Raw genomic sequence first — 22,887 nt, 5'->3', positions numbered from 1 at the left:
TGGGCTGTGCCCGCTGGCTCATATGCTTTTTTGTGGGAGCTGGCTTGCCTGCGATTGCATCACCTCGGTGTACCTGTCACACCACAGTGATGCCATCGCAGGCAAGCCAGCTCCCACAGGAAACAAAGCCAGTGTCGACAGTTCACCTTTCGAACTTACCGTGACCGAGTCCTGACGATGAACACTGAATTTCGCAAACCGCTCCCCGGCAGCCGCCTGGATTTCTTCGACGCCCGTGCGGCTGTCGAGGCAATCACCCCCGGCGCCTACGCCACGTTGCCCTACACCTCGCGTGTGCTCGCCGAGAACCTGGTGCGCCGTTGCGACCCGGCCACCCTCGACGCGTCCCTGAGTCAACTGATCGAGCGCAAGCGCGACCTCGACTTCCCGTGGTTCCCCGCCCGCGTGGTGTGCCATGACATCCTCGGCCAGACCGCTCTGGTCGACCTTGCCGGCCTGCGCGATGCCATCGCCCAGCAAGGCGGCGACCCGGCGCAGGTCAACCCGGTGGTGCCTACCCAACTGATCGTCGACCATTCCCTGGCCGTCGAGGCCGGTGGTTTTGATCCGCAAGCCTTCGAAAAAAACCGCGCCATTGAAGACCGTCGCAACGAAGACCGTTTCCACTTCATCGAGTGGACCAAAAAGGCCTTCAAGAACGTCGATGTGATCCCGCCGGGCAACGGCATCATGCACCAGATCAATCTGGAGAAAATGTCCCCGGTGATTCAAGTGCGTGACGGCGTGGCCTTCCCGGATACCTGTGTCGGCACCGACAGCCATACCCCCCACGTAGACGCCCTGGGTGTGATCGCCATCGGCGTTGGCGGCCTGGAAGCCGAAAGCGTGATGCTCGGCCGTGCGTCGTGGATGCGCCTGCCGGAAAGCGTGGGCGTGGAATTGACCGGCAAGCTGCAACCGGGCATCACCGCCACCGATATGGTGCTGGCGCTCACCGAATTCCTGCGCCAGCAGAAGGTGGTCGGCGCCTGGCTGGAGTTCTTCGGCGAAGGGGCGTCGGCACTCACTTTGGGTGACCGTGCCACCATCTCCAACATGGCCCCGGAGTACGGCGCCACCGCCGCGATGTTCTACATCGACGCGCAAACCATCGCTTACCTCAAACTCACCGGCCGCGAAGACGAACAAGTCGCCTTGGTCGAGCAATACGCACGTCACACCGGCCTGTGGGCGGACGACCTGAAAGGCGCGCAGTACGAGCGCAGTCTGAGCTTCGACCTCTCCAGCGTCGTGCGCAACATGGCCGGCCCGAGCAACCCCCATGCCCGCCTGGCCACCCGCGACCTGGCGTCAAAAGGCATTGCCGGCCAATGGGATGACGTGCCGGGGCAAATGCCCGACGGCGCGGTGATCATCGCTGCCATCACCAGTTGCACCAACACCAGCAACCCGCGCAACGTGATTGCCGCCGGCCTGTTGGCACGCAACGCCAACAAGCTGGGGCTGACCCGCAAGCCGTGGGTCAAGTCGTCTTTGGCGCCGGGCTCGAAAACCGTGGCCATGTACCTGGAAGAAGCCGGCCTGGGCCATGAGCTGGAAAAACTCGGTTTTGGCGTGGTGGCCTTTGCCTGCACCACCTGCAACGGCATGTCGGGCGCGCTCGACCCGGTGATCCAGCAAGAGATCATCGACCGCGACCTGTACGCCACCGCGGTGTTGTCGGGTAACCGCAACTTTGACGGGCGCATTCACCCTTACGCCAAGCAAGCCTTCCTGGCGTCGCCGCCGCTGGTGGTGGCCTATGCGATTGCCGGTACCATCCGTTTCGACATCGAGAAGGACGTGCTCGGCCTGGATGCCGACGGCAAGGAAATCCGCCTGCAAGACATCTGGCCGAGCGATGAAGAGATCGACGCGGTGGTCAAGGCTTCGGTAAAACCCGAGCAATTCCGTGCGGTGTATATCCCGATGTTCGCCATTCACGAAGACACCGGGCCCAAGGTCACGCCGCTGTACGACTGGCGCCCACAAAGCACCTATATCCGCCGCCCGCCGTACTGGGAAGGCGCGCTGGCCGGTGCACGACCGCTCAAGGGCATGCGCCCGCTGGCGGTGCTGCCGGACAACATCACCACCGACCACTTGTCGCCGTCCAACGCGATCATGCTGGACAGCGCCGCCGGTGAATACCTGGCGAAAATGGGCTTGCCCGAGGTCGACTTCAACTCCTACGCGACACACAGGGGTGACCATTTGACGGCGCAGCGCGCCACCTTCGCCAACCCGAAACTGTTCAACGAAATGGTGCAGGAAAACGGCAAGGTCAAGCAGGGCTCTCTTGCGCGTATCGAGCCGGAAGGCAAGGTCACGCGGATGTGGGAAGCCATCGAGACTTACATGGAGCGCAAGCAACCGCTGATCATCATCGCCGGCGCCGACTATGGCCAAGGTTCGTCCCGCGACTGGGCGGCCAAGGGCGTACGCCTGGCCGGTGTGGAAGCGATTGCCGCCGAAGGCTTCGAGCGTATCCACCGCACCAACCTGGTGGGCATGGGCGTGTTGCCCCTGGAGTTCCTGCCGGGCACCGACCGCCACACCCTGCAAATCGACGGCAGTGAAACCTATGACGTGGTCGGCGAGCGCACCCCGCGTGCGCAACTGACCTTGGTGATCAACCGCAAGAATGGCGAACGTGTCGAGGTGCCAGTGACCTGCCGCCTGGACACCGCCGAAGAAGTGTCGATCTACGAGGCCGGTGGCGTGTTGCAACGTTTCGCCCAGGACTTCCTGGAATCAAAGGCGACCGCCTGAAGAGGATAACCATGGCACACGTAGCGCAAATCAAGATCCCCGCCACCTACATGCGTGGCGGCACCAGCAAGGGCGTGTTCTTCAGCCTCCAGGACCTGCCCGCCGCGGCGCAGGTGCCGGGCCCTGCACGCGACGCCTTGTTGCTGCGGGTGATTGGCAGCCCCGACCCCTATGACAAGCAGATCGACGGCATGGGGGGTGCCACCTCGAGCACCAGCAAGACCGTGATCCTGGCCAAAAGCACCCGCGCCGATCACGACGTGGATTACCTGTTCGGCCAGGTCTCCATCGACAAGCCATTTGTCGATTGGAGCGGCAACTGCGGCAACCTGTCGGCGGCGGTGGGTTCGTTCGCCATCAGTGCTGGCCTGGTCGATGCGGCCCGCGTACCCCATAACGGCGTGGCCGTGGTGCGGGTGTGGCAGGCCAATATCGGCAAGACCATCATCGCCCACGTGCCAATCACTGACGGCGCGGTGCAGGAAACCGGTGACTTTGAACTGGACGGCGTGACCTTCCCGGCTGCCGAAGTGCAGTTGGAATTCATGGACCCCGCGGCGGAAGAAGAGGGCGGTGGTGGCTCGATGTTCCCCACTGGCAACCTCGTCGACGACCTGGAGGTACCCGGCGTCGGTACCTTCAAGGCCACGTTGATCAACGCCGGTATCCCGACGATTTTCATCAACGCCCAAGACCTCGGCTACACCGGTACCGAGCTGCAAGGCGCGATCAACAGCGACCCCAAGGCCCTGGCGATGTTCGAGACCGTGCGGGCGTATGGCGCGTTGCGCATGGGCCTGATCAAACACCTGGACGAAGCCGCCCAGCGCCAGCACACGCCCAAGGTGGCATTCGTGGCCAAACCTGCCGATTACGTGGCCTCCAGCGGCAAGGCGATCCAGGCCGGCGATGTGGACCTGCTGGTGCGCGCCTTGTCGATGGGCAAACTGCACCACGCGATGATGGGCACCGCGGCGGTGGCGATTGGCACCGCCGCGGCGATTTCCGGCACCTTGGTCAACCTGGCGGCGGGCGGCGTAGAGCGCAATGCCGTGCGCTTCGGGCACCCGTCCGGCACCTTGCGTGTGGGGGCCGAGGCCAGCCAGGTGAACGGTGAATGGGTGGTGAAAAAAGCCATCATGAGCCGCAGCGCACGGGTGTTAATGGAAGGCTATGTGCGCATCCCCGGCGACGCTTTCTAGCTTGATCGTTCCCACGCTCCGCGTGGGAACGCCGCCTGGGACGCTCTGCGTCCTGCTGTGACGCAGAGCGTCACGGGATGCATTCCCACGCGGAACGTGGGAACGATCAACATCAACCTTGACCTTGAGGAACAACCCCAACTTTTAGGAGAACCGCCATGAGCGCCAACGTCGACCAGAACAACCGCCCCGATTACGACCCGGTGTTGCAGGACATCGCCGACTACGTCCTCAACTACCGCATCGACTCCCAGGACGCCCTGGATACCGCCCGCAACTGCCTGATGGACACCCTCGGCTGTGGCCTGCTGGCCCTGCGCTTCCCCGAGTGCACCAAGCACCTGGGGCCGATGGTAGAGGGCACCGTGGTGCCGTTCGGTGCACGGGTGCCGGGCACTTCGTTTCGCCTGGACCCGGTCAAGGCCGCCTGGGATATCGGTTGCATCGTGCGCTGGCTCGACTACAACGACACCTGGCTTGCCGCCGAATGGGGCCACCCTTCGGACAACCTGGGCGGCATCCTCGCCGTGGCCGATCACCTGTCGCAGAAGCGCCTGGCCAATGGCGACGCGCCGTTGACCGTGCGTGCAGTGCTGGAAGCGATGATCATGGCCCACGAAATCCAAGGTGTGATTGCCTTGGAAAACTCCTTCAACCGGGTAGGCCTCGACCATGTGTTGCTGGTGAAAGTCGCTACCACGGCGGTCACCGCCAAGCTGATGGGTGCCAACCGCGAGCAGTTGCTATCGGCGTTGTCCCACGCCTTTGTCGATGGCCAGGCGCTACGCACCTATCGTCATGCACCGAATGCCGGCTCGCGCAAATCCTGGGCGGCGGGCGATGCGTCGAGCCGCGGCGTGCGCCTGGCAGACATCGCCCTGCGTGGCGAAATGGGCATCCCCGGCGTGTTGAGTGCGCCGCAGTGGGGCTTCTATGACGTGCTGTTCAGCCACACCAACAAGGACCTGGCGCTCAAGCCCGAGGACAAGCGAGCTTTCAGCCTGCCCCAAGCCTACGGCACCTATGTGATGGAAAACGTGCTGTTCAAGATCAGCTTTCCGGCCGAGTTTCACGCGCAAACCGCCTGTGAAGCGGCAGTCGCCCTGCATCCGCAGGTCAAGCATCGTTTGCATGAAATCGACCGTATCGTGATCACTACCCATGAGTCGGCGATTCGCATTATTTCCAAGGTCGGCCCATTGGCGAATGCCGCCGATCGCGACCACTGCCTGCAATACATGACCGCCGTGCCCTTGGCGTTCGGCAATCTGGTGGCCGAGCAGTATGAAGATGATTTCCACGCGGCCCACCCGATCATCGATGAGCTGCGCGACAAGATGGTCGTCATCGAAGACCCGCGCTACAGCCGCGAATACCTGGAGGCCGACAAGCGCTCGATTGCCAACGCGGTGCAGGTGTTTTTCACGGATGGCACCTGCACCGAGCAGGTGGTGGTGGAGTACCCGATTGGCCATCGCTGCCGTCGGGTGGACGGCATTCCACTGCTGGAAGACAAGTTCAAGGCCAACCTGGCCACGCGGTTCACCGCGCAACGCAGCGCTGAGATTGTCGCCCTGTGCAAGGACCAGGCGCGGCTTGAGGCGACACCTGTGAACCGTTTCATGGACCTGTTCACGATCTGAAAAACAGCACGGTCGCTGTGGGAGCTGGCTTGCCTGCGATAGCGGTGTGTCAGCCCCACATGAATTGACTGGATGTCAGCTATCGCAGGCAAGCCAGCTCCCACAGTTGACTGAAGCTCTGCTTCAGAATCTATTCAAACCGCAGTATCACCCGGCGGTTGTGCTTGCTCTTCTTCTCGATCTTCTCGCAGAACACCCGACCGATTTCCTCGGTATTGAGCACATGGGTACCGCCGCAGGGCTGGATATCGATGCCGGGGATTTCAATCACCCGTACCGAACCGGAGACCACCGGCGGCGCAACCGCCTGAGTGCGGGTGATCTGCAGCAGGGTCGCGTACTCGGTGGCAGGCATCGACAGCGTTTTCACCGCGTGGGCCTGCTCGATCAGGGCGTTGAGGTCACGGGTGAGGCCGTCTTTGTCCAGGGTCATCTCCGGCAGGTCGAAATCCAGTCGGCCTTTATCCGCACTGATGCTGCAACCGGTCACGGGCGCGTCGATGAGGGAGCACAGCAAGTGCAGGCAAGTGTGCATCTTCATGTGCTGGTAGCGCCGCTCCCAATCCAGCCCGGCGTCGACCTGGACGCCAGCGGCCAACTGTTCGGGGCAATGGTCTACCTGATGCCAGATGATCGAGCGCAACACCGGGTCGCGCACGGTGCCTGTCACCTCGACCCGTGTGCCATCGGCCAGGGTGAAGTGGCCGGTATCGCCCGGTTGCCCGCCGCCGGTGGGGTAGAACAGGGTGTGCTCCAGGGCGATACCTTGTTCGCTGATGGCAATCACCCGGGCGCTGAAGGCGTTCTGGTAGGGCGCGCTGTCAAACAGCGCCAGGGTTTCCATGGTATGCACGGACATGTTCAACCTCCGACGATCAATGGGGTGGCTTGCAAGAGGTGGCGCACCAGTGCGCTCAAGCCAGGGGGAGAGAGCAGGGTGATTTCAAATTCCGGCCCGCACACCTTCAGGTTCAGCGGCAGGCGTGGCAGTTGCTCGTCGTTGTCGAGGCGACGCAGGCGAAACTGCAGGTGGTGCCGCTCTTTTACCGTGGGTTCGAGCATCAGCCCTTGCAGCGGATGAAAGTCGGCGTCCAGCACGGTGACCTTGTGGCCGGCACTCACTTCGCCCACCACGTGCAAGCGCTCATCCAGGGCAAAGGCGCCGAGGTAGTTGCTGTGGTCCGATTCATCGTTTTTCTGCAGTTGGATCTGGTTGACCACCTTGACCTTGGTGCCTGCCGGCACGTCCTGGGTAATCACGCAGGAGGGGCTGATAAACACGTTATCGCCGATCGAAACATAGCCCAGCACCCGGGCGCCGGCGCCGACTTCGACGTTGTTGCCCAGGCGCGGGTGGCGTTTGCCGTCCGGGTTGTTGGCAATACCGCGCGCACCCAGGGTCACGCCGCAGAGGATGTAGCAGTCGTTGCCGATCACGCAGGTCTCGCCGATGACCGTGCCGTAGCCATGGTCCAGCACAAAGCGCCGGCCGATGCGCGCTGCCGGGTGAATCTCGGCGCCGGAGAGAATCTTGCCCTGGTTACTCAGTTTGAGGGCCATGCGCGAAAAATCGCCGTGGTCAGCGGCCTGGAAATGCCACACCAGGTGCGCAAGGCGGTAGAACAGCACGGCCTTGAACGAGGCGTAGGATTCCAGGATCAATTCACCGCGCCCACGGGACGCGGGGTCGCGATAGGCATAGGCAATCAGGTCCTCGGCCACCGCCTGGGCGGCGTTCTGAATCAACGGTGCCAGGTGCGGCTCCAGCTGCTTCATCTGTCTGGGCGTGAGGGTGGTGATGAGGTGGGTGAGCAACTCATCGTGCAGCTGTTGCATGTCGATAAAGCCCCCCATGGAGACACCCCCGTATGTTGGATGGTTAAAAACCCGGTTACTCGAAACTGGGCAGGTAGCTGTCGGCATTGTCGTAGACCATGGTCAACACCACCGTTTCAGGCGGCAGTTCGGGGGCGAGTTGGGCGATGGCGACCATGTTGGCGGCCGAAGACAGCCCCAGGCTGATGGCATCGGTGCGCATGATGCGTTTGATCATGTCCAGGCAATCGGCGTGCGACACCTTGAGCATGCCGTCGATCACGTCCAGGTTGAGGATGCTGGGGATCAGGCCGATCGACAGGCCCTGGATCCCGTGCGCTGCGTGTTGGTCTTTGAGCAGGTCGCACTCTTCCGGTTCTACACCCATCACCCGCAGCGCCGGCCAGGCGGCCTTGAGGGTTTCGCCGATACCGGTGATGTGTCCCCCGGTGCCAATGCCGCTGACGAAGTAGTCCACGCGCTGTTCACCGAAGGCGCGAAGGATTTCCGGGGCGGTGGTGTCGCGGTGGGTTTGGGGGTTGGCGCCATTGCGTTGCTGGTTGAGCATCACATAGTTGGGGTTCTCCAACTGCAGCTCCATGCACTTTTCGCCGTGGGAGTTATTGCCCAGGCGACTGTCGGACAGCACTACCCTGGCGCCATACAGACGCAGCAGTTTCTGTTTTTCCGGGCTGTAGTTGTCAGGGATCACCAGCACTACTTTGTAACCCAGCACATTGCCGGCCATCACCAGGCCAATACCGGTGTTGCCGCCACTGGGTTCGATGATGGTCTGCCCGGAATCACGGATCAGCACGCCGCGGCGCTCGGCATCCAGGATCATGCCCAGGGCGATGCGCGCCTTGTGGCTGCCGCCGGGGTTGAGGGACTCCAGCTTGGCGTAGACCTCGATGCCGAGGTCTTCGGAAAACTGGGCCAGACGCACGATCGGCGTCTGGCCGATCACGTCGAGAATGGAGTTATGCAGCATCAGCACGTCCCCACTTTCAGTACAACGGCATGTCAGGTTCGACGTCGCGAACCCAATGTTTCATGCCACCCTGGAGGACTTTGGTGTTGGCAAAGCCGGCCGCCAACAGGGTGCTGGCGGCTTGCTCGGCACGGGCGCCTGCGTAGCAGATCAGGTAGTGGGTGTTGTCGCGGCTCAGGCTGGCGAGTTGCCCATCCAGTTCTGCCAACGGGATATGCACCACGCCCGGTAATTTGCACACTTCCAGTTCGCTGGCGTCACGCACGTCGAGCAATACATCGGCGCTGCTGGGGTGTTCAAGCACTTGCTTGAGCACCTGGGGCTTGATATAGCGTTCCGCGGCCAGGGAGGGCAGGCTCGGTACGGCATCGGCGCAGGTGGCCGGCGCGACGGTTTCGCTATGGCGCAGGTCCGAGCAGCAGGGGCAATCAGCGCGGCGCTTGAAGCGGATTTCGCTGAACTTCATCGCCAGCGCGTCGAAGCGCATCAAGCGGCCGGACAAGGGTTCGCCAATGCCGATCAGTAATTTGATCGCCTCGGTGGCCTGGATCATACCGACCACGCCCGGCAACACGCCGATCACACCGCCCGCGCTGCAATTGGGCGCCAGCTCTGCGGGTGGTGCCTTGGGGAACAGGCAGCGATAGCACGGCCCACCTTTATAGTTGAGCACGCTGATCTGCCCGTCGAAACGGTAGATGGCGCCGTACACCAGGGGTTTACCCAGCTGCACACAGGCGTCGTTGACCAGGTAGCGGGTGTCGAAATTGTCGGTGCCGTCGATCACCAGGTCATAGGCGCCCACCAGTGCCAGGGCGTTGTCGCTGTTGAGCGCGGTGTTGTACGCGTTGATCTGGATATGCGGATTGAGGTCCAGCAGGCGCTGCTTGGCGGACTCGACCTTGGGCATGCCCAGGGTGCTGTTGCCATGCACAATCTGGCGTTGCAGGTTGCTGCTTTCCACCACATCAAAGTCCACCAGCCCCAGGGTGCCGATGCCGGCCGCCGCCAGGTACAGGCTGATGGGCGAGCCCAGGCCGCCGGTACCGATGACCAGCACCTTGGCTTTCTTCAGGTTCAATTGGCCTTCGCGGCCGACGCCCGGCAGGGTGATGTGGCGCACATAGCGCTGCACTTCTTCGTTGCTCAGGGTGTCGATGTCCATGCCGCCTGAGGTGGCGAGCAACACTTCGATCCGGGATTTCGGCGGCAGGGCTTCATCGGCTTCGATCAGCGCCTCCTCGGCGGTAAACAGGAAGTGTTCCTTGAGCTGGTTGTTCTTTTCATGGAACAGGTGCTGACGCAATTGGGGGTGATGGGTGCAGAGATTTTCAATGACTTCGCGCAATGTCGATCCGGCGCCCTCAAGGGTCGATTCCGGCAGCTTGGCCACGCGAACCAGAATGTCGGGGAAAGAGACAGCGTTCATGGACAACTCCGTGTGCAGGTCGTTGAAAGGTTGAAGGGAGAAATGCTTGCCATCCCAGGCAAACAGGTTGGAGCCCAGGGCCTGGCCCTGGCGGACATCCACCACCAAATAGCTGACGGGGAAGATCGGCTCGCCCAGGAACAGCGCCTTGTCCTGGTCTTCGTCACTGAAATAGGCGCCCACATCCGGGTGTGAGTGGTAAATCACTACCACCGGGTTGTCACTGCGAAACGCCTTGTTCATCAGCAGGGTGTCGGCCACCGAAAAGGTGTAGCCATTGGCCGCGCTGCGTGGGTACATCTCGGGGTTCTTGCGGTGCAGCTCATTCTGGATATTGCTGCCCAGGTACACGCTGCCGTCGGCGAAGACGAAACCACAGCACTCCTCGGGGTAGCTGCGGCTGGCGTGGGCGTAGATCTGTTCCAGGGCGGTAGGGCGGAGGACGTCCATGTTTCTCTCGCGTTGGTTGAGGGTCACTTTTTCTTGGCCATGAGTTTTTCGATCGGCAATTTGGTGATCGCAAAGCCGGCCAGCAGGATCGCCGAGTACAGCATCAGGTCGCGGGAAATTTCCACGCCTTCGTACCAGGCTCCGATGATGACCGCGAACACCGGGAAGATGATGAAGACGAACGACAGGATGATCGGGCTCAGGCGCTTGAGCAGCATGAAATACACAATGAACCCGCCCACCGAGGCCACCAGCCCCAGGTAGAACAGCGCGCTCCAGGAGCGCAGGGTAATGGCGTCGAACGTCGGTGTTTCAAACCACAGGCCGGCCAGGAACAGCATCAGCCCGGCAATGCCGATGGGCAGGGTGTTGTAGGTGATGACGCTGATGGCGCTGCCTTTTTGCTTGGTAATGACATAGCACAAGGCGTGCATGATCGCGGCGCTCAGAATGGCCAGTACCCCGAAGAACTCGGCGTGGTCCAGGTGCAGGCCCTGGCTCTTGATGATCATGTAAAGGCTGCCGAAACCGATGCCGATGCCGACCACCTGGGAAAAATAGATGCGCTCGCGCAGGAACAGCGCCGAGAAGATCAGGATGAATACCGGCATGCAACTGAACAGCAGGGCGGTGAGGCCCGACGACACATGCATTTCGCCGTAGTTGAGCAAATAGTAGGGAACGCTGAAGTAAGACAGGGTCACAAACACGAAGAACCAGCGGCTTTCCCGGGGAAACAGGATCGGCTCACGGCGCACCATGGCAAAACACAGGAACAGCGGAAACGCGATGAGAAAGCGCAGGCCGGCGGATGTCAGCGGCGGCACGCTCTCGACGGCGATCTTGATGCCCAGCCACGTGGTGCCCCAACTCAGGCACACGATCAGGAACATCACGCTGGTCACCAGCCCGGCGAGCCACTGTTTTTGCGTTTTTGTTTTTGCAGTGTTTTCGAGAACGGCGGACATTGGCATCGTTTATCGCTTCCCTGAGCCGGAATTGAACTCTATATTGAACTTGTAATGAGTTATGTTTATCGGCGATTGAACCCGTAAAAGCACACTATTAGGGCGAAAGATGGCTGTCAAAACAAATATTGACATGGTGTCAATTATGCGTGAGGGCTTGTCCAACGGGCAGGGCGTGAAGTACAAGCGCCTGTCCGATGTGATGGAACGGGGCATCCTCGAAGGCTTGATTGAACCGGGACGAAAACTGCCGCCCCATAGGGTGCTTTCCGACAATTTAGGCGTGACCATCGGCACCATCAGCCGGGCTTACGGTGAACTGGAACGCCTGGGCCTGGTGGTTGCGCGGGTAGGTGACGGCACCTTCGTGCGCAAGCGTGGGATGGAGCGCCAGCGTGATGAGGGCTTTCGTAATTTCAGCGAGGAGCCGCGCCAGTACTTCGACATGAGCCGCAATATGCACATTCCCGGGCAAGAGACGGTGTTTCTCGCCCAGAGCTTCCAAACCCTGTCGACCAACGCCAAGTTCCTCCAGGACATCAGCGCCTACACCCCCGACGCCGGCCTGCCGCGTTACCGTGAAGCGGGCGCGCAATGGCTGGTGCAGCGCGAGTTTCATCCGATTCCCGAGCAGGTCATCTGCGTCAACGGCGGCCAGCACGGCTTGCTGTGCGCCATGATGGCGTTGCTGCGTGCTGGCGATACAGTGGTGACCGAGCAACTGACTTACCCAGGGCTGATTACCGCCGCACGCATGTTGGGGGTGCGGCTGATCGGCCTGGAGATGGACGAGGAAGGTGTGCTGCCCACGGCGCTGGATGAGGTCTGTCGCAATCACCGTATTTCGGCGTTGTACTGCACGCCGACTATCCAGAATCCGACCACCGCTGTGTTGTCGGTGGCGCGCCGCGAAGCGTTGGCCAGGGTGTGTCGCGAACATAACCTGCTGATTCTGGAGGACGAAGCCCACGGTGTGCTGGTGGAGGACCGTCCGCCGCCCCTCAGCTATTTCGCGCCTGAGCGTACGATCTTGATCAGCAGCCTGAGCAAGGCGGTATCGGCCGGTTTGCGGGTGGGCTACGTGCATGCGCCGCCGGCGCTGGTCAGCCGCATCTCGGCGGCGCTACGTTCGACCTGCTGGATGGCCACACCTGTGACTCTGGAGCTGGCGACCCAGTGGATTGAAAACGGCACGGCGGAATATTTGTTGCGTCAGCAGATCAACGAGATCAGCCGTCGCAAGACGCTGGTCGAAGATTTATTGACCGGCCTGGCCTATCGCACCCACCTCAACAGCCCGCACTTCTGGATCGAAGTACCGGAACCCTGGCGGGCCTCGGAAATCGAGGCAGAGCTCAAGCAGAACAATTACCTGATCGCCACCGCCGAGGCGTTTGCCGTGGGGCAGACGGCGGTGCCGCAGTTTATTCGGGCGAGTATCTGCAACACGTCGGGCGATGATCAGTTATTGCGCGAGGGGTTTGACGCGCTGGCGACGGCGCTGGGGCAGGGGGGCGGGCGGTTTCATCTGTGAGACCGCGTTATTGCTCGTTCCCACGCTCTGCGTGGGAATGCATCTTGCGACGCTCCGCATCGCTATTGCGGGACGCGGAGCGTCCCAGGCGGCGTTCCCACGCAGAGCGTGGGAACGATCAGATCAGGCGCCAGAGATCACTTGAAGCGCCGCTCCACACCCTTCTCCACCAGAATCTTCGCCGAAATCTCTTCCACCGAAAAATGCGTGGAATTGATGTGCGCAATATTTTCGCGACGGAACAGATTTTCTACTTCCCGCACTTCAAATTCGCACTGGGCATAGCTGGAGTAGCGGCTGTTGGGCTTGCGTTCGTTGCGGATGGCGGTCAGCCGGTCCGGGTCGATGGTCAGGCCGAACAGCTTGTGTGAATGCGCGCGCAAGGCGGCGGGCAGGGTCAGGTGCTCCATGTCGTCTTCGGTCAGCGGGTAGTTGGCCGCACGAATACCGAATTGCATGGCCATGTACAGGCAGGTGGGGGTCTTGCCGCAACGCGACACGCCCACCAGGATCAGGTCGGCCTTGTCGTAGTAGTGGGTGCGGGCACCGTCGTCGTTGTCGAGGGCGAAGTTCACCGCCTCGATACGCTCCATATAGTTGGAGTTATGCCCGATGGAATGGGACTTTCCGACGGAATAGGACGAATGTTCACTCAACTCCTGTTCCAGCGGCGCCAGGAAGGTAGAGAAAATGTCGATCATGAAACCATTCGACGTTGCGAGAATCTCACGAATGTCTTGATTGACGATGGTGTCGAAAATGATCGGGCGAAAACCGTCTTTTTCAGCCGCCAGATTGATTTGTTGTACCATGGCCCGCGCTTTATCCACGCTGTCTATATAAGGCCGGGTGAATTTGGCGAAGGTAATGTTTTCGAACTGCGCGAGCAGGCTCTGGCCCAATGTTTCGGCTGTGATGCCGGTGCCGTCGGAAATAAAGAAAGCAGATCGTTTCATTTGAGCCCTGGGCCTTAAGCTGATGGCGAATCTTGGATATGATAGGCGCGATTTTGCCGTCCCGCAGTGGGCCGCATTCTCACTTATTTTCCAGGTCCAGGCCACAAGCGCTGGCGTTAGCTCCTACTGAGCAACCCGCGTCCTGAGCTTTTCCAACACAGAAAGTGGAGAGATCACCTTGGTAGAGTACGTAGTTTCCCTCGATAAGCTCGGCGTCCATGATGTAGAGCATGTGGGGGGCAAGAACGCATCCCTCGGCGAGATGATCAGTAATCTTGCAGGCGCTGGTGTCTCGGTGCCCGGTGGTTTCGCCACCACGGCCCAGGCTTACCGCGACTTCCTCGAGCTGAGCGGCCTCAACGCCCAGATCCACGCCGCGCTGGACGCCCTGGACGTCGATGACGTCAACGCCCTGGCCAAGACCGGCGCCCAGATCCGCCAGTGGATCATGGAAGCCGAGTTCCCCGAGAAGCTCAACGAAGAAATTCGCACCGCCTTCGCCACCCTGTCGGCCGGTAACCCGGACATGGCCGTCGCCGTGCGTTCCTCGGCCACCGCCGAAGACTTGCCGGACGCCTCCTTTGCGGGCCAGCAGGAAACCTTCCTCAACATTCGCGGCGTCGAAAACGTGATCCGCGCGGCCAAGGAAGTGTTTGCCTCCCTCTTTAACGACCGTGCGATTTCCTATCGCGTACACCAGGGTTTCGACCACAAGCTGGTGGCCCTGTCTGCCGGCGTGCAGCGCATGGTGCGTTCGGAAACCGGCACTGCCGGTGTGATGTTCACCCTGGATACCGAATCCGGTTTCCGTGACGTGGTGTTTATCACCGGCGCCTACGGCCTGGGCGAAACCGTCGTACAAGGCGCGGTCAACCCGGACGAATTCTACGTACACAAGGGCACTCTCGAAGCGGGCCGCCCGGCCATCCTGCGCCGTAACCTGGGCAGCAAGGCCATCAAGATGATCTACGGCGACGAGGCCAAGGCCGGTCGCTCGGTCAAAACCGTTGAAGTCGACAAAGCCGAGCGTGCGCGTTTCTGCCTGACCGACGCTGAAGTCAGCGAGTTGGCCAAGCAGGCGATGATCATCGAAAAGCACTACAAGTGCCCGATGGACATCGAGTGGGCCAAGGACGGTGACGACGGCAAGCTGTACATCGTGCAGGCGCGCCCGGAAACCGTGAAGAGCCGCACTTCGGCCAACGTCATGGAGCGCTACCTGCTCAAGGAAACCGGCACCGTGCTGGTGGAGGGGCGTGCCATTGGCCAGCGCATTGGCGCAGGCAAGGTGCGGATCATCAAGGACGTGTCCGAGATGGACAAGGTCCAGCCGGGTGACGTACTGGTTTCCGACATGACCGACCCAGACTGGGAACCGGTGATGAAGCGCGCCAGTGCCATTGTCACCAACCGTGGCGGGCGTACCTGCCACGCGGCGATCATTGCCCGTGAGCTGGGGATTCCTGCAGTCGTGGGTTGCGGCAACGCCACTCAACTGCTCAAGGATGGCCAGGGCGTGACCGTTTCCTGCGCCGAAGGCGATACCGGCTTTATCTTCGAAGGTGAGCTGGGCTTCGATATCAAGCAAAACTCCATCGACGCCATGCCCGACCTGCCGTTCAAGATCATGATGAACGTCGGCAACCCGGACCGCGCCTTTGACTTCGCGCAGTTGCCGAATGCTGGCGTGGGCCTGGCCCGCCTGGAATTCATCATCAACCGCATGATCGGCGTGCACCCCAAGGCGCTGCTGAACTATGACGGCCTGCCACTGGACATCAAGGAAAGCGTCGACAAGCGCATCGCCGGCTACAACGACCCGGTAGGTTTCTACGTCGAGAAACTGGTCGAAGGCATCAGCACCCTGGCTGCGGCGTTCTACCCGAAAAAGGTCATCGTGCGCCTGTCGGACTTCAAGTCCAATGAATACGCGAACCTGATCGGCGGCAAGCTCTACGAGCCGGAAGAAGAAAACCCGATGCTGGGTTTCCGCGGCGCCTCGCGTTACATCAGCGAAGCCTTCCGTGACTGCTTCGAGCTCGAATGCCGTGCGCTCAAGCGTGTACGCAACGAGATGGGCCTGACCAACGTCGAGATCATGGTGCCGTTCGTGCGCACCCTGGGCGAAGCGAGCCAAGTGGTGGACCTGCTGGCAGAAAACGGTCTGACCCGTGGCGAGAACGGCCTGCGCGTGATCATGATGTGCGAATTGCCGTCCAACGCCATCCTGGCTGAAGAGTTCCTGGAGTTCTTCGACGGTTTCTCCATCGGCTCCAACGACCTGACCCAGTTGACCCTGGGCCTGGACCGCGATTCGGGGATCATCGCCCACCTGTTCGACGAGCGTAACCCAGCGGTCAAGAAGCTGCTGGCCAACGCTATCCAGGCTTGTAACAAGGCTGGCAAGTACATCGGTATCTGCGGCCAAGGCCCTTCGGACCACCCTGGCCTGGCTAAATGGCTGATGGAGCAGGGGATCGAGAGCGTCTCGCTGAACCCCGATTCCGTGCTGGAAACCTGGTTCTTCCTGGCTGAAGGCCAAGCGTCCGCCTAAGGTCGCGTGGTCAAAAGTGCCGGTCACTCGTTGCGGGTGACCGGCATTCTTATCTGTACAGGGCGGGAATCCTTGCGGACGCCGCCCTTTTTTGTGCAAGAGCATTATGCAAAGCAGCAGCCATCTGTTTCCTGTCGCCCTGATCAGCGCTGAACGTCGGGGTGACCTGAGTGAAGACGTCTACCGACTCAAACCCGGTAACAGCCCGGACGGCACCGTCGAGCTGGCGGTTACCCGTTTGGGCCTGGCCGATGTCCCTGAAAACCGGGGCACGCCGATTATTTTGTTGCATGGCAGTTTTTCCAACCGGCGTTTCTGGTATTCGCCCAAAGGTATCGGCCTGGGGGCTTACCTCGCGCGTCGCGGATTTGATGTGTGGATCCCGGAAATGCGCGGCCATGGTTTGTCCAAGCGCAATCACGATTACGCCAGAAACCGTGTCGCCGATTACGCGCGCTACGATTTGCCGGCCGTGGGGGCGTTTGTGTGTGAGCAAAGCGGGCAGATTCCGCACTGGATCGGGCATTCCCTCGGCGCCACCACCTTGGCTGCGGCCTTGGGTGGGCAGCACTTGGATGCATCAGCGGTGGCGTCGGTGGCGTTGTTCGGCTGCCAGGTCAGTCGCACCCACTGGCCGTTGAAAATTCCACCGGTGGAGTGGTGCGCTCGCTTTATCCTCAAGCGCCTTGCCCATCTGTCCGGCCCGCGCTTCAAGCGTGGGCCCGAGGACGAGCCGGCCGGCGTGATGATCGAAGCGATGCGTTGGAACGGCCTGTTCGGCCGGTTTGGCGATGCCGAGCATGACTGGTGGAAAGGCTTGGCGCAGGTCGATGTGCCGCTGTTGGCGGTGAGCGCAGCGGGCGACCGGCAAGACCCGGACTGGGCCTGCCGCAAGCTCTTCGAGCAAGTGGGCAGCGAGCATCGCCAGTACCTGTGCCTGGGGCGTCAGCAGGGTTTCAGCGAGGATTTCGGGCATGTGCAGATGCTGGTCAGCAAAGCCGCACAGGCCCAAGTGTGGCCTTTGGTCGAGCGCTGGGTGAACGACCCGCTGACACCCTTGCTGGGTACGCAGCCCGAAGTGTCCGCAGTGATTTGACGAAACGCTCTACCAAGGGCGTTTCACTCTTGAATGGTTGCGGCTAAGATATGACGCGCCACGCGCTTCTGGTCATATTCAGTCGCGTAACGTGTATTGCGTTGCGCTGAACGTGGTTTGATCATGGCCGCCGCCCACCCGCAGGCGCTTAAAGAATGCCTGTCGCGGGGCGTTTTCTTGATGTACACCGTGGATGTTCGACCTCTTCTTTGATGACAGGAGTTTCTCGATGAACCATTACGTGACCCCCGACCTGTGTGACGCCTACCCGGAGCTGGTGCAGGTAGTGGAGCCGATGTTCAGCAACTTCGGTGGCCGAGACTCCTTTGGTGGCGAGATAGTCACCCTCAAATGCTTCGAGGATAACTCGCTGGTCAAGGCGCAGGCTGACCTGCCGGGCGCTGGTAAAGTGCTGGTGGTCGACGGTGGTGGTTCGCTGCGCTGCGCGTTGCTGGGCGACATGATTGCCGAGAAAGCCGCGAAAAATGGTTGGGAAGGGCTGGTGATCTACGGGTGCATCCGTGACGTCGACGTCATCGCTCAGACCGACCTGGGTGTGCAGGCCCTGGCCTCTCATCCGAAAAAAACCGACAAGCGCGGCCTTGGCGACCTGAACGTGCCGGTGACATTCGCAGGCGTGACGTTCCGCCCCGGTGAGTACATTTATGCCGATAACAACGGGGTGATCGTGTCACCCAGCCCGCTGAAAATGCCTGAATAAACTGCCGCAACCGATCGGGGTGAGGATGTTCGAAGAAGAAAACGCGCAATGGGGGCTGGTGCATGCCCTGGTGCTGGATGGTAAAGGCGGTGCGCGTTCGATTGCCCGGACTGAGCTCGACGATTTGCAGCTGCAGCCCCAGGAAAGCCTGTGGCTGCACTGGGATCGCAGCCATCCTCAAACCCAGACCTGGCTGCGTAAATCCAGCGGCCTGAGCGAGTTTGCCTGTGACCTGCTGCTGGAGGAAAACACCCGTCCACGCCTGTTGCCGCTGCCGGACGCCGAATTGCTGCTGTTTCTGCGCGGAATCAATCTCAACCCAGGCGCGGAGCCGGAAGACATGGTGTCGGTGCGCATTTTCGCCGCCGCCAACCGAGTGATCTCCCTGCGTTTGCGCCCCCTGCGCGCTACCGATGAGTTACTGGTGCAACTGGCAGACGGCAAAGGCCCCAGGACGGCGTCTGAACTCATCCTTTATATGGCTCAGTACCTGACCAACAAAGTGCAGGATCTGGTCGCCGGCTTGTCTGAAATCGTCGATTCCGAGGAAGAAAAACTCGATGCCGACGAACGGTATACTCCGGAGCACGGCAGCGTTCTGCAGATCCGTCGAAGAGCCGCCGGACTCAAGCGCTTCCTGGCCCCCCAGCGGGATATTTTCGCCCAGCTGACACGAATCAAATTGGCGTGGTTCTGCGACGACGATGCCGACTATTGGAACGAACTGCACAACAGCCTGACCCGTTACCTGGAAGAGCTGGAATTGGCCAGAGAGCGCGTGGGGCTTGTGCTGGAGGCTGAAGACCGGCGCTTGAGCCTGCGCATGAACCGCACCATGTACCGCTTCGGGATCATCACCGGGATCTTCTTGCCGATGAGTTTTCTTACCGGTTTGCTCGGTATAAATGTGGGTGGCATTCCGTTCTCTGCCAGCCCTTACGGATTCATGATTGCGTGCCTGTTGATGGTGTCTGTGGCACTGGGGCAATGGTGGCTGTTTCGACGATTGCGCTGGGTTTGACCTGAATATGACCTGAACGTAAGAAAGGGCCGATGTGACCCGATGAATTTTACCCTCGTCTTTTAAATCACTTGCGAGAGGTCTCTATGCACGATCCGTTCGAACAGTCTTTGCGTGACATGCTCAATGCTTCGCCATCCAACCGTGATGACGATGCCTGCCTGGGCCGCGTACTGAAAACCGCCAACCGTCAGGTAGGGGCGGGTGACCTGTTCGGTCTGCTCGGGCGTTGGTTGCCGGCGTTGATGATGGCCCTGAACAACGGTTCGGCCCATGTTTCACCGGTTTCCCGTCGTAAACCTCTTGCTAGCACTGCTGATAAGGCTGATTGAATATGGAACTTGATCTCTGGACCCAGAGCCTGGTCACCGCGATGACCGCATTGTGGACCAAGGTGGCGAATTTCATTCCCAACCTGTTTGGTGCCCTGGTCCTGGTATTGCTGGGTTTTGTCGTAGCCAAGTTGCTTGATACCCTGCTGTCCAAATTGCTCGCCAAACTGGGGCTCGATCGCCTGATGGCCGGCACTGGCCTGACCAAATTGCTCGGCCGCGCGGGGTTGCAAGTACCGATTTCGACCCTGATCGGCAAGATCGTCTATTGGTTTGTTCTACTTATTTTTCTGGTTTCTGCAGCGCAGTCCCTTGGACTTGAGCGAGTTTCAGCTACGCTCGACATGCTGGCACTGTATTTGCCGAAAGTTTTCGGCGGCGCGCTGGTGCTGCTGGTGGGGGTTTTACTCGCGCAACTGGCCAACGGGCTGGTGCGCGGGGCCGCCGAAGGCGTGGGGTTGGACTACGCAGCGGGCCTGGGGCGAATCGCACAGGGGCTGGTGATTATCATCAGTATTTCCGTCGCGATCAGCCAGTTGGAGGTCAAAACTGACCTGCTCAACCACGTTATTGTGATTGTTTTGATTACCGTTGGTCTGGCAGTTGCGCTGGCCATGGGGTTGGGAAGCCGGGAAATTGCCGGTCAGATTCTTGCGGGAATCTATGTGCGTGAGCTGTATCAAGTTGGGCAACAGGTGCGTGTGGGTGAGGTCGAAGGGCAAATCGAGGAGATCGGCACAGTCAAGACGACCGTGCTGACCGATGACGGGGAACTGGTGTCGCTGTCCAACCGGATTCTCCTGGAGCAGCAGGTCAGTAGCCGCTAATCCGGCAAATCCTGCTAATGTACGCCGCCGCAAACCCGGGTGACCGGGTTGCAGCGGACATTGACCTGACTGTCGGCACGACTTGTTTTGAATAAAGCCCAAACGCTGTCCACGCGCTATGACCCCCGTGAGCTCTCTGATGAGGAGTTGGTCGCGCGCTCGCACACGGAGCTGTTTCACGTAACACGCGCGTACGAAGAATTGATGCGCAGGTATCAACGCACTCTGTTCAACGTTTGTTCAAGGTATTTGGGGAACGATAGAGACGCGGATGATGTCTGTCAGGAAGTGATGCTCAAGGTGCTATACGGCCTGAAGAACTTCGAGGGCAAATCGAAGTTCAAGACCTGGCTGTACAGCATCACGTACAACGAGTGCATCACGCAGTATCGGAAGGAACGGCGAAAGCGTCGCTTGATGGACGCTTTGAGTCTGGACCCCCTTGAGGAGGCGTCTGAAGAGAAGGCGCCGGCACCCGAGGAAAAGGGCGGACTTGATCGCTGGTTGGTGCATGTGAACCCGATTGACCGCGAAATTCTGGTGCTTCGATTTGTCGCAGAGCTGGAATTTCAGGAAATCGCTGACATCATGCATATGGGTTTGAGTGCTACAAAAATGCGGTACAAGCGTGCTCTTGATAAATTACGTGAGAAATTTGCGGGCGAGACTGAAACTTAGTGCGTAGCAAATATCTCTTACGTGTAGGCAAGTTCTGTTAGACTTGTCGCCGAGTTGTCCCCCGGTTTGTGGGACTGCTTTACAATCACCAGATGGGGATTTAACGGATGAAACTGAAAAACACCTTGGGCTTGGCCATTGGTTCTCTTATTGCCGCTACTTCTTTCGGCGTTCTGGCACAAGGCCAAGGCGCAGTTGAAGGCGAGCTGTTCTACAAGAAGCAGTACAACGATAGCGTTAAGCACATCGAAGACGGCTTCAACCCAGGCGCTCGCATTGGTTACTTCCTGACCGACGATCTGTCGTTGAATCTGTCGTACGACAAGACCAACCACACCCGTTCGAACGACGGCACTGGCAACCAGAAGATCAAAGGTGACACTGGCAGCCTCGTTGCTCAGTACCACTTCGGTCAGGCTGGCGTTGATAGCCTGCGTCCATACGTTGAAGGCGGTTTCGGCCACCAGAGCCGTACCAACGTTCAGGCTGACGGCCACAGCGGTCGCGACCAGACCACTTTCGCTACCATCGGTACCGGCGTGAAGTACTACTTCACCAACAACCTGTACGCTCGTGCTGGTGTTGAAGCTGACTACGGTCTGGACAACGGCAAGTGGGACTACTCCGCACTGGTTGGCCTGGGCGTGAACTTCGGCGGTAACGCTGGCGCAGCTGCTCCAGCTCCTACCCCAGCACCAGCTCCAGAGCCAGTTCCAGAGCCAGAAGCTCCGGTTGCTCAGGTTGTTCGTGTTGAGCTGGACGTTAAGTTCGACTTCGACAAGGCCGTTGTTAAGCCTAACAGCTACGGCGACGTTAAAAACCTGGCCGACTTCATGGCTCAGTACCCAGCTACCAACGTAGAAGTTGCTGGTCACACTGACTCCGTAGGTCCAGACGCTTACAACCAGAAGCTGTCCCAGCGTCGTGCTGACGCTGTTAAGCAAGTCCTGGTTAAAGACGGCGTTGCTCCTAGCCGTGTAACTGCTGTTGGTTACGGCGAATCCCGCCCAGTTGCTGACAACGCAACTGAAGCTGGTCGCGCTGTTAACCGTCGCGTAGAAGCGTCGGTTGAAGCTACCGCTCAGTAATTACTGAGTAGTAAAGAAAAGCCCGGCTCAGGCCGGGCTTTTTTTCGCCTGCGATTTGCCTCAGGCGCTTGCCGCAGCGGCGATGCTAGCCATCTGTGCGGCGCCGGCAACCTGGCCAATCACCAGGATGGCCGGGCTCTTCAGTGCAAAGGCTTTTGCAGCTTCATGCATGGCCGCCAGGGAGCTGCGGCATTCGCGTTGTTGGGGCAATGAAGCGTTTTCGATCATTGCCACTGGCATATCCGCAGCCATGCCGCCGTTGAGCAGTTGTTCGCGGATTTCTTCCAGCTTGGCCACGCCCATATACACCACTAGCGTGGTTCCACCCTCCGCCAGCGCACGCCAGTTCAAGCTACTGTCATCCTGGGTATGCGCGGTGACCAAGGTCACTCCACGGCTCACCCCGCGCAAGGTCAACGGGATATCGCACTGGGTCGCCCCGGCCAGCCCTGAGGTGATGCCATTGACCAATTCCACCTCGATTCCATGCTCGCGCAGCCAGGTTGCCTCCTCGCCACCGCGGCCAAAAATACACGGGTCACCGCCTTTAAGGCGTACCACGCACTTGCCCTGGCGTGCATAACGCAACATCAGGCGGTGAATAAAATCCTGCGGGGTAGAACGACATCCCCCGCGCTTGCCGACGGTAATCACCCGAGCGCTGGTGCAGTGTTCCAGTACTGCCGGGTTGACCAGATCATCAATCAGCACGACGTCCGCTGCCTGCAGAGCCCGGACCGCTTTCAGGGTCAGCAACTCCGGGTCACCCGGACCTGCGCCTACCAGCCACACTTTTGCGCTCATGTTGTT

The 22,887-nt window shown here is 60.3% G+C and carries 19 protein-coding genes; 12 read left to right on the top strand and 7 right to left on the bottom strand.

Annotated elements, in window-relative coordinates; translation table 11 throughout:
- The first annotated feature begins 177 nt into the window (after positions 1-177).
- The 3 genes from acnD (at position 178) to prpD (ending at position 5,617) form a co-directional block, all read left to right on the top strand.
- Entirely contained in the window at positions 178-2,772 is a 2,595-nt protein-coding gene (acnD, locus tag AC07S6_RS01970; RefSeq protein WP_019820558.1) for a Fe/S-dependent 2-methylisocitrate dehydratase AcnD, read from the top strand.
- A gap of 11 nt (positions 2,773-2,783) precedes the next feature.
- Positions 2,784-3,974 (top strand): 2-methylaconitate cis-trans isomerase PrpF, encoded by a 1,191-nt coding sequence (gene prpF, locus AC07S6_RS01965; protein ID WP_495111573.1) that lies wholly within the window; start codon positions 2,784-2,786, stop codon positions 3,972-3,974.
- Positions 3,975-4,132: 158 nt separating this feature from the next.
- A complete protein-coding gene (prpD, locus tag AC07S6_RS01960) occupies positions 4,133-5,617 on the top strand; it encodes a 2-methylcitrate dehydratase (protein ID WP_495111572.1) in 1,485 nt (494 codons plus the stop codon).
- Between the two features lie 130 nt (positions 5,618-5,747).
- Here the strand turns inward: prpD and AC07S6_RS01955 are convergent, their stop codons facing one another.
- Genes AC07S6_RS01955 through AC07S6_RS01935 form a run of 5 tightly spaced genes read right to left on the bottom strand, consistent with a single transcriptional unit; the run spans position 5,748 to position 11,270 of the window.
- On the bottom strand, positions 5,748-6,476 hold the full coding sequence (locus AC07S6_RS01955; RefSeq protein ID WP_495111571.1) for an alanyl-tRNA editing protein: 729 nt from the start codon (positions 6,474-6,476) through the stop codon (positions 5,748-5,750).
- 2 nt (positions 6,477-6,478) lie between these two features.
- On the bottom strand, positions 6,479-7,471 hold the full coding sequence (locus tag AC07S6_RS01950; protein ID WP_072447402.1) for a serine O-acetyltransferase: 993 nt from the start codon (positions 7,469-7,471) through the stop codon (positions 6,479-6,481).
- 37 nt (positions 7,472-7,508) lie between these two features.
- On the bottom strand, positions 7,509-8,423 hold the full coding sequence (locus tag AC07S6_RS01945) for a PLP-dependent cysteine synthase family protein (protein ID WP_127881138.1): 915 nt from the start codon (positions 8,421-8,423) through the stop codon (positions 7,509-7,511).
- A 16-nt stretch (positions 8,424-8,439) separates the two neighbouring features.
- Complete coding sequence (moeB, locus tag AC07S6_RS01940) at positions 8,440-10,302, bottom strand: molybdopterin-synthase adenylyltransferase MoeB (RefSeq protein WP_495111570.1); 1,863 nt, start codon at positions 10,300-10,302, stop codon at positions 8,440-8,442.
- Positions 10,303-10,325: 23 nt separating this feature from the next.
- Positions 10,326-11,270, bottom strand: a complete 945-nt coding sequence (locus tag AC07S6_RS01935) for a DMT family transporter (protein ID WP_019820549.1) — start codon at positions 11,268-11,270, stop codon at positions 10,326-10,328.
- Positions 11,271-11,379: 109 nt separating this feature from the next.
- Between AC07S6_RS01935 and AC07S6_RS01930 the strand changes: the two genes are divergently transcribed.
- The gene (locus AC07S6_RS01930) at positions 11,380-12,804 is read left to right on the top strand and encodes an aminotransferase-like domain-containing protein (protein ID WP_054897194.1); all 1,425 of its coding nucleotides are present in this window, start codon (positions 11,380-11,382) and stop codon (positions 12,802-12,804) included.
- 137 nt (positions 12,805-12,941) lie between these two features.
- Here the strand turns inward: AC07S6_RS01930 and ppsR are convergent, their stop codons facing one another.
- The gene (ppsR, locus tag AC07S6_RS01925) at positions 12,942-13,760 is read right to left on the bottom strand and encodes a posphoenolpyruvate synthetase regulatory kinase/phosphorylase PpsR (RefSeq protein WP_003193298.1); all 819 of its coding nucleotides are present in this window, start codon (positions 13,758-13,760) and stop codon (positions 12,942-12,944) included.
- A 178-nt stretch (positions 13,761-13,938) separates the two neighbouring features.
- Between ppsR and ppsA the strand changes: the two genes are divergently transcribed.
- From ppsA to AC07S6_RS01885, 8 genes are all read left to right on the top strand, one after another.
- Positions 13,939-16,314: a phosphoenolpyruvate synthase gene (ppsA, locus tag AC07S6_RS01920; protein ID WP_495111569.1), complete on the top strand. Its 2,376-nt coding sequence runs from the start codon at positions 13,939-13,941 to the stop codon at positions 16,312-16,314.
- Positions 16,315-16,420: 106 nt separating this feature from the next.
- The gene (locus AC07S6_RS01915) at positions 16,421-17,410 is read left to right on the top strand and encodes an alpha/beta fold hydrolase (RefSeq protein ID WP_495111568.1); all 990 of its coding nucleotides are present in this window, start codon (positions 16,421-16,423) and stop codon (positions 17,408-17,410) included.
- Positions 17,411-17,639: 229 nt separating this feature from the next.
- Positions 17,640-18,131, top strand: coding sequence for a ribonuclease E activity regulator RraA (gene rraA, locus AC07S6_RS01910; protein WP_014719488.1), 492 nt, complete (start codon positions 17,640-17,642; stop codon positions 18,129-18,131).
- A 25-nt stretch (positions 18,132-18,156) separates the two neighbouring features.
- The gene (locus AC07S6_RS01905) at positions 18,157-19,152 is read left to right on the top strand and encodes a zinc transporter ZntB (RefSeq protein ID WP_054897192.1); all 996 of its coding nucleotides are present in this window, start codon (positions 18,157-18,159) and stop codon (positions 19,150-19,152) included.
- Positions 19,153-19,238: 86 nt separating this feature from the next.
- Positions 19,239-19,484 carry a hypothetical protein gene (locus AC07S6_RS01900; RefSeq protein WP_014719486.1) on the top strand — a complete coding sequence of 82 codons (246 nt, stop codon included), beginning with the start codon at positions 19,239-19,241 and terminating at the stop codon, positions 19,482-19,484.
- Between the two features lie 2 nt (positions 19,485-19,486).
- Positions 19,487-20,311, top strand: coding sequence for a mechanosensitive ion channel family protein (locus AC07S6_RS01895; protein ID WP_003193288.1), 825 nt, complete (start codon positions 19,487-19,489; stop codon positions 20,309-20,311).
- Positions 20,312-20,398: 87 nt separating this feature from the next.
- A complete protein-coding gene (gene sigX, locus AC07S6_RS01890; protein WP_003193286.1) occupies positions 20,399-20,989 on the top strand; it encodes an RNA polymerase sigma factor SigX in 591 nt (196 codons plus the stop codon).
- Between the two features lie 107 nt (positions 20,990-21,096).
- The gene (locus tag AC07S6_RS01885; protein WP_019820540.1) at positions 21,097-22,077 is read left to right on the top strand and encodes an OmpA family protein; all 981 of its coding nucleotides are present in this window, start codon (positions 21,097-21,099) and stop codon (positions 22,075-22,077) included.
- Between the two features lie 60 nt (positions 22,078-22,137).
- Here AC07S6_RS01885 and cobA read toward each other — a convergent pair whose 3' ends face one another.
- On the bottom strand, positions 22,138-22,881 hold the full coding sequence (gene cobA, locus AC07S6_RS01880; RefSeq protein WP_495111567.1) for a uroporphyrinogen-III C-methyltransferase: 744 nt from the start codon (positions 22,879-22,881) through the stop codon (positions 22,138-22,140).
- Positions 22,882-22,887 lie beyond the last annotated feature (6 nt).

Source organism: Pseudomonas sp. GW821-FHT07B01, from assembly GCF_059419065.1.
Note: the sequence above shows the minus strand (reverse complement) of the source record. Positions and strands in the feature narration are given on the sequence as shown.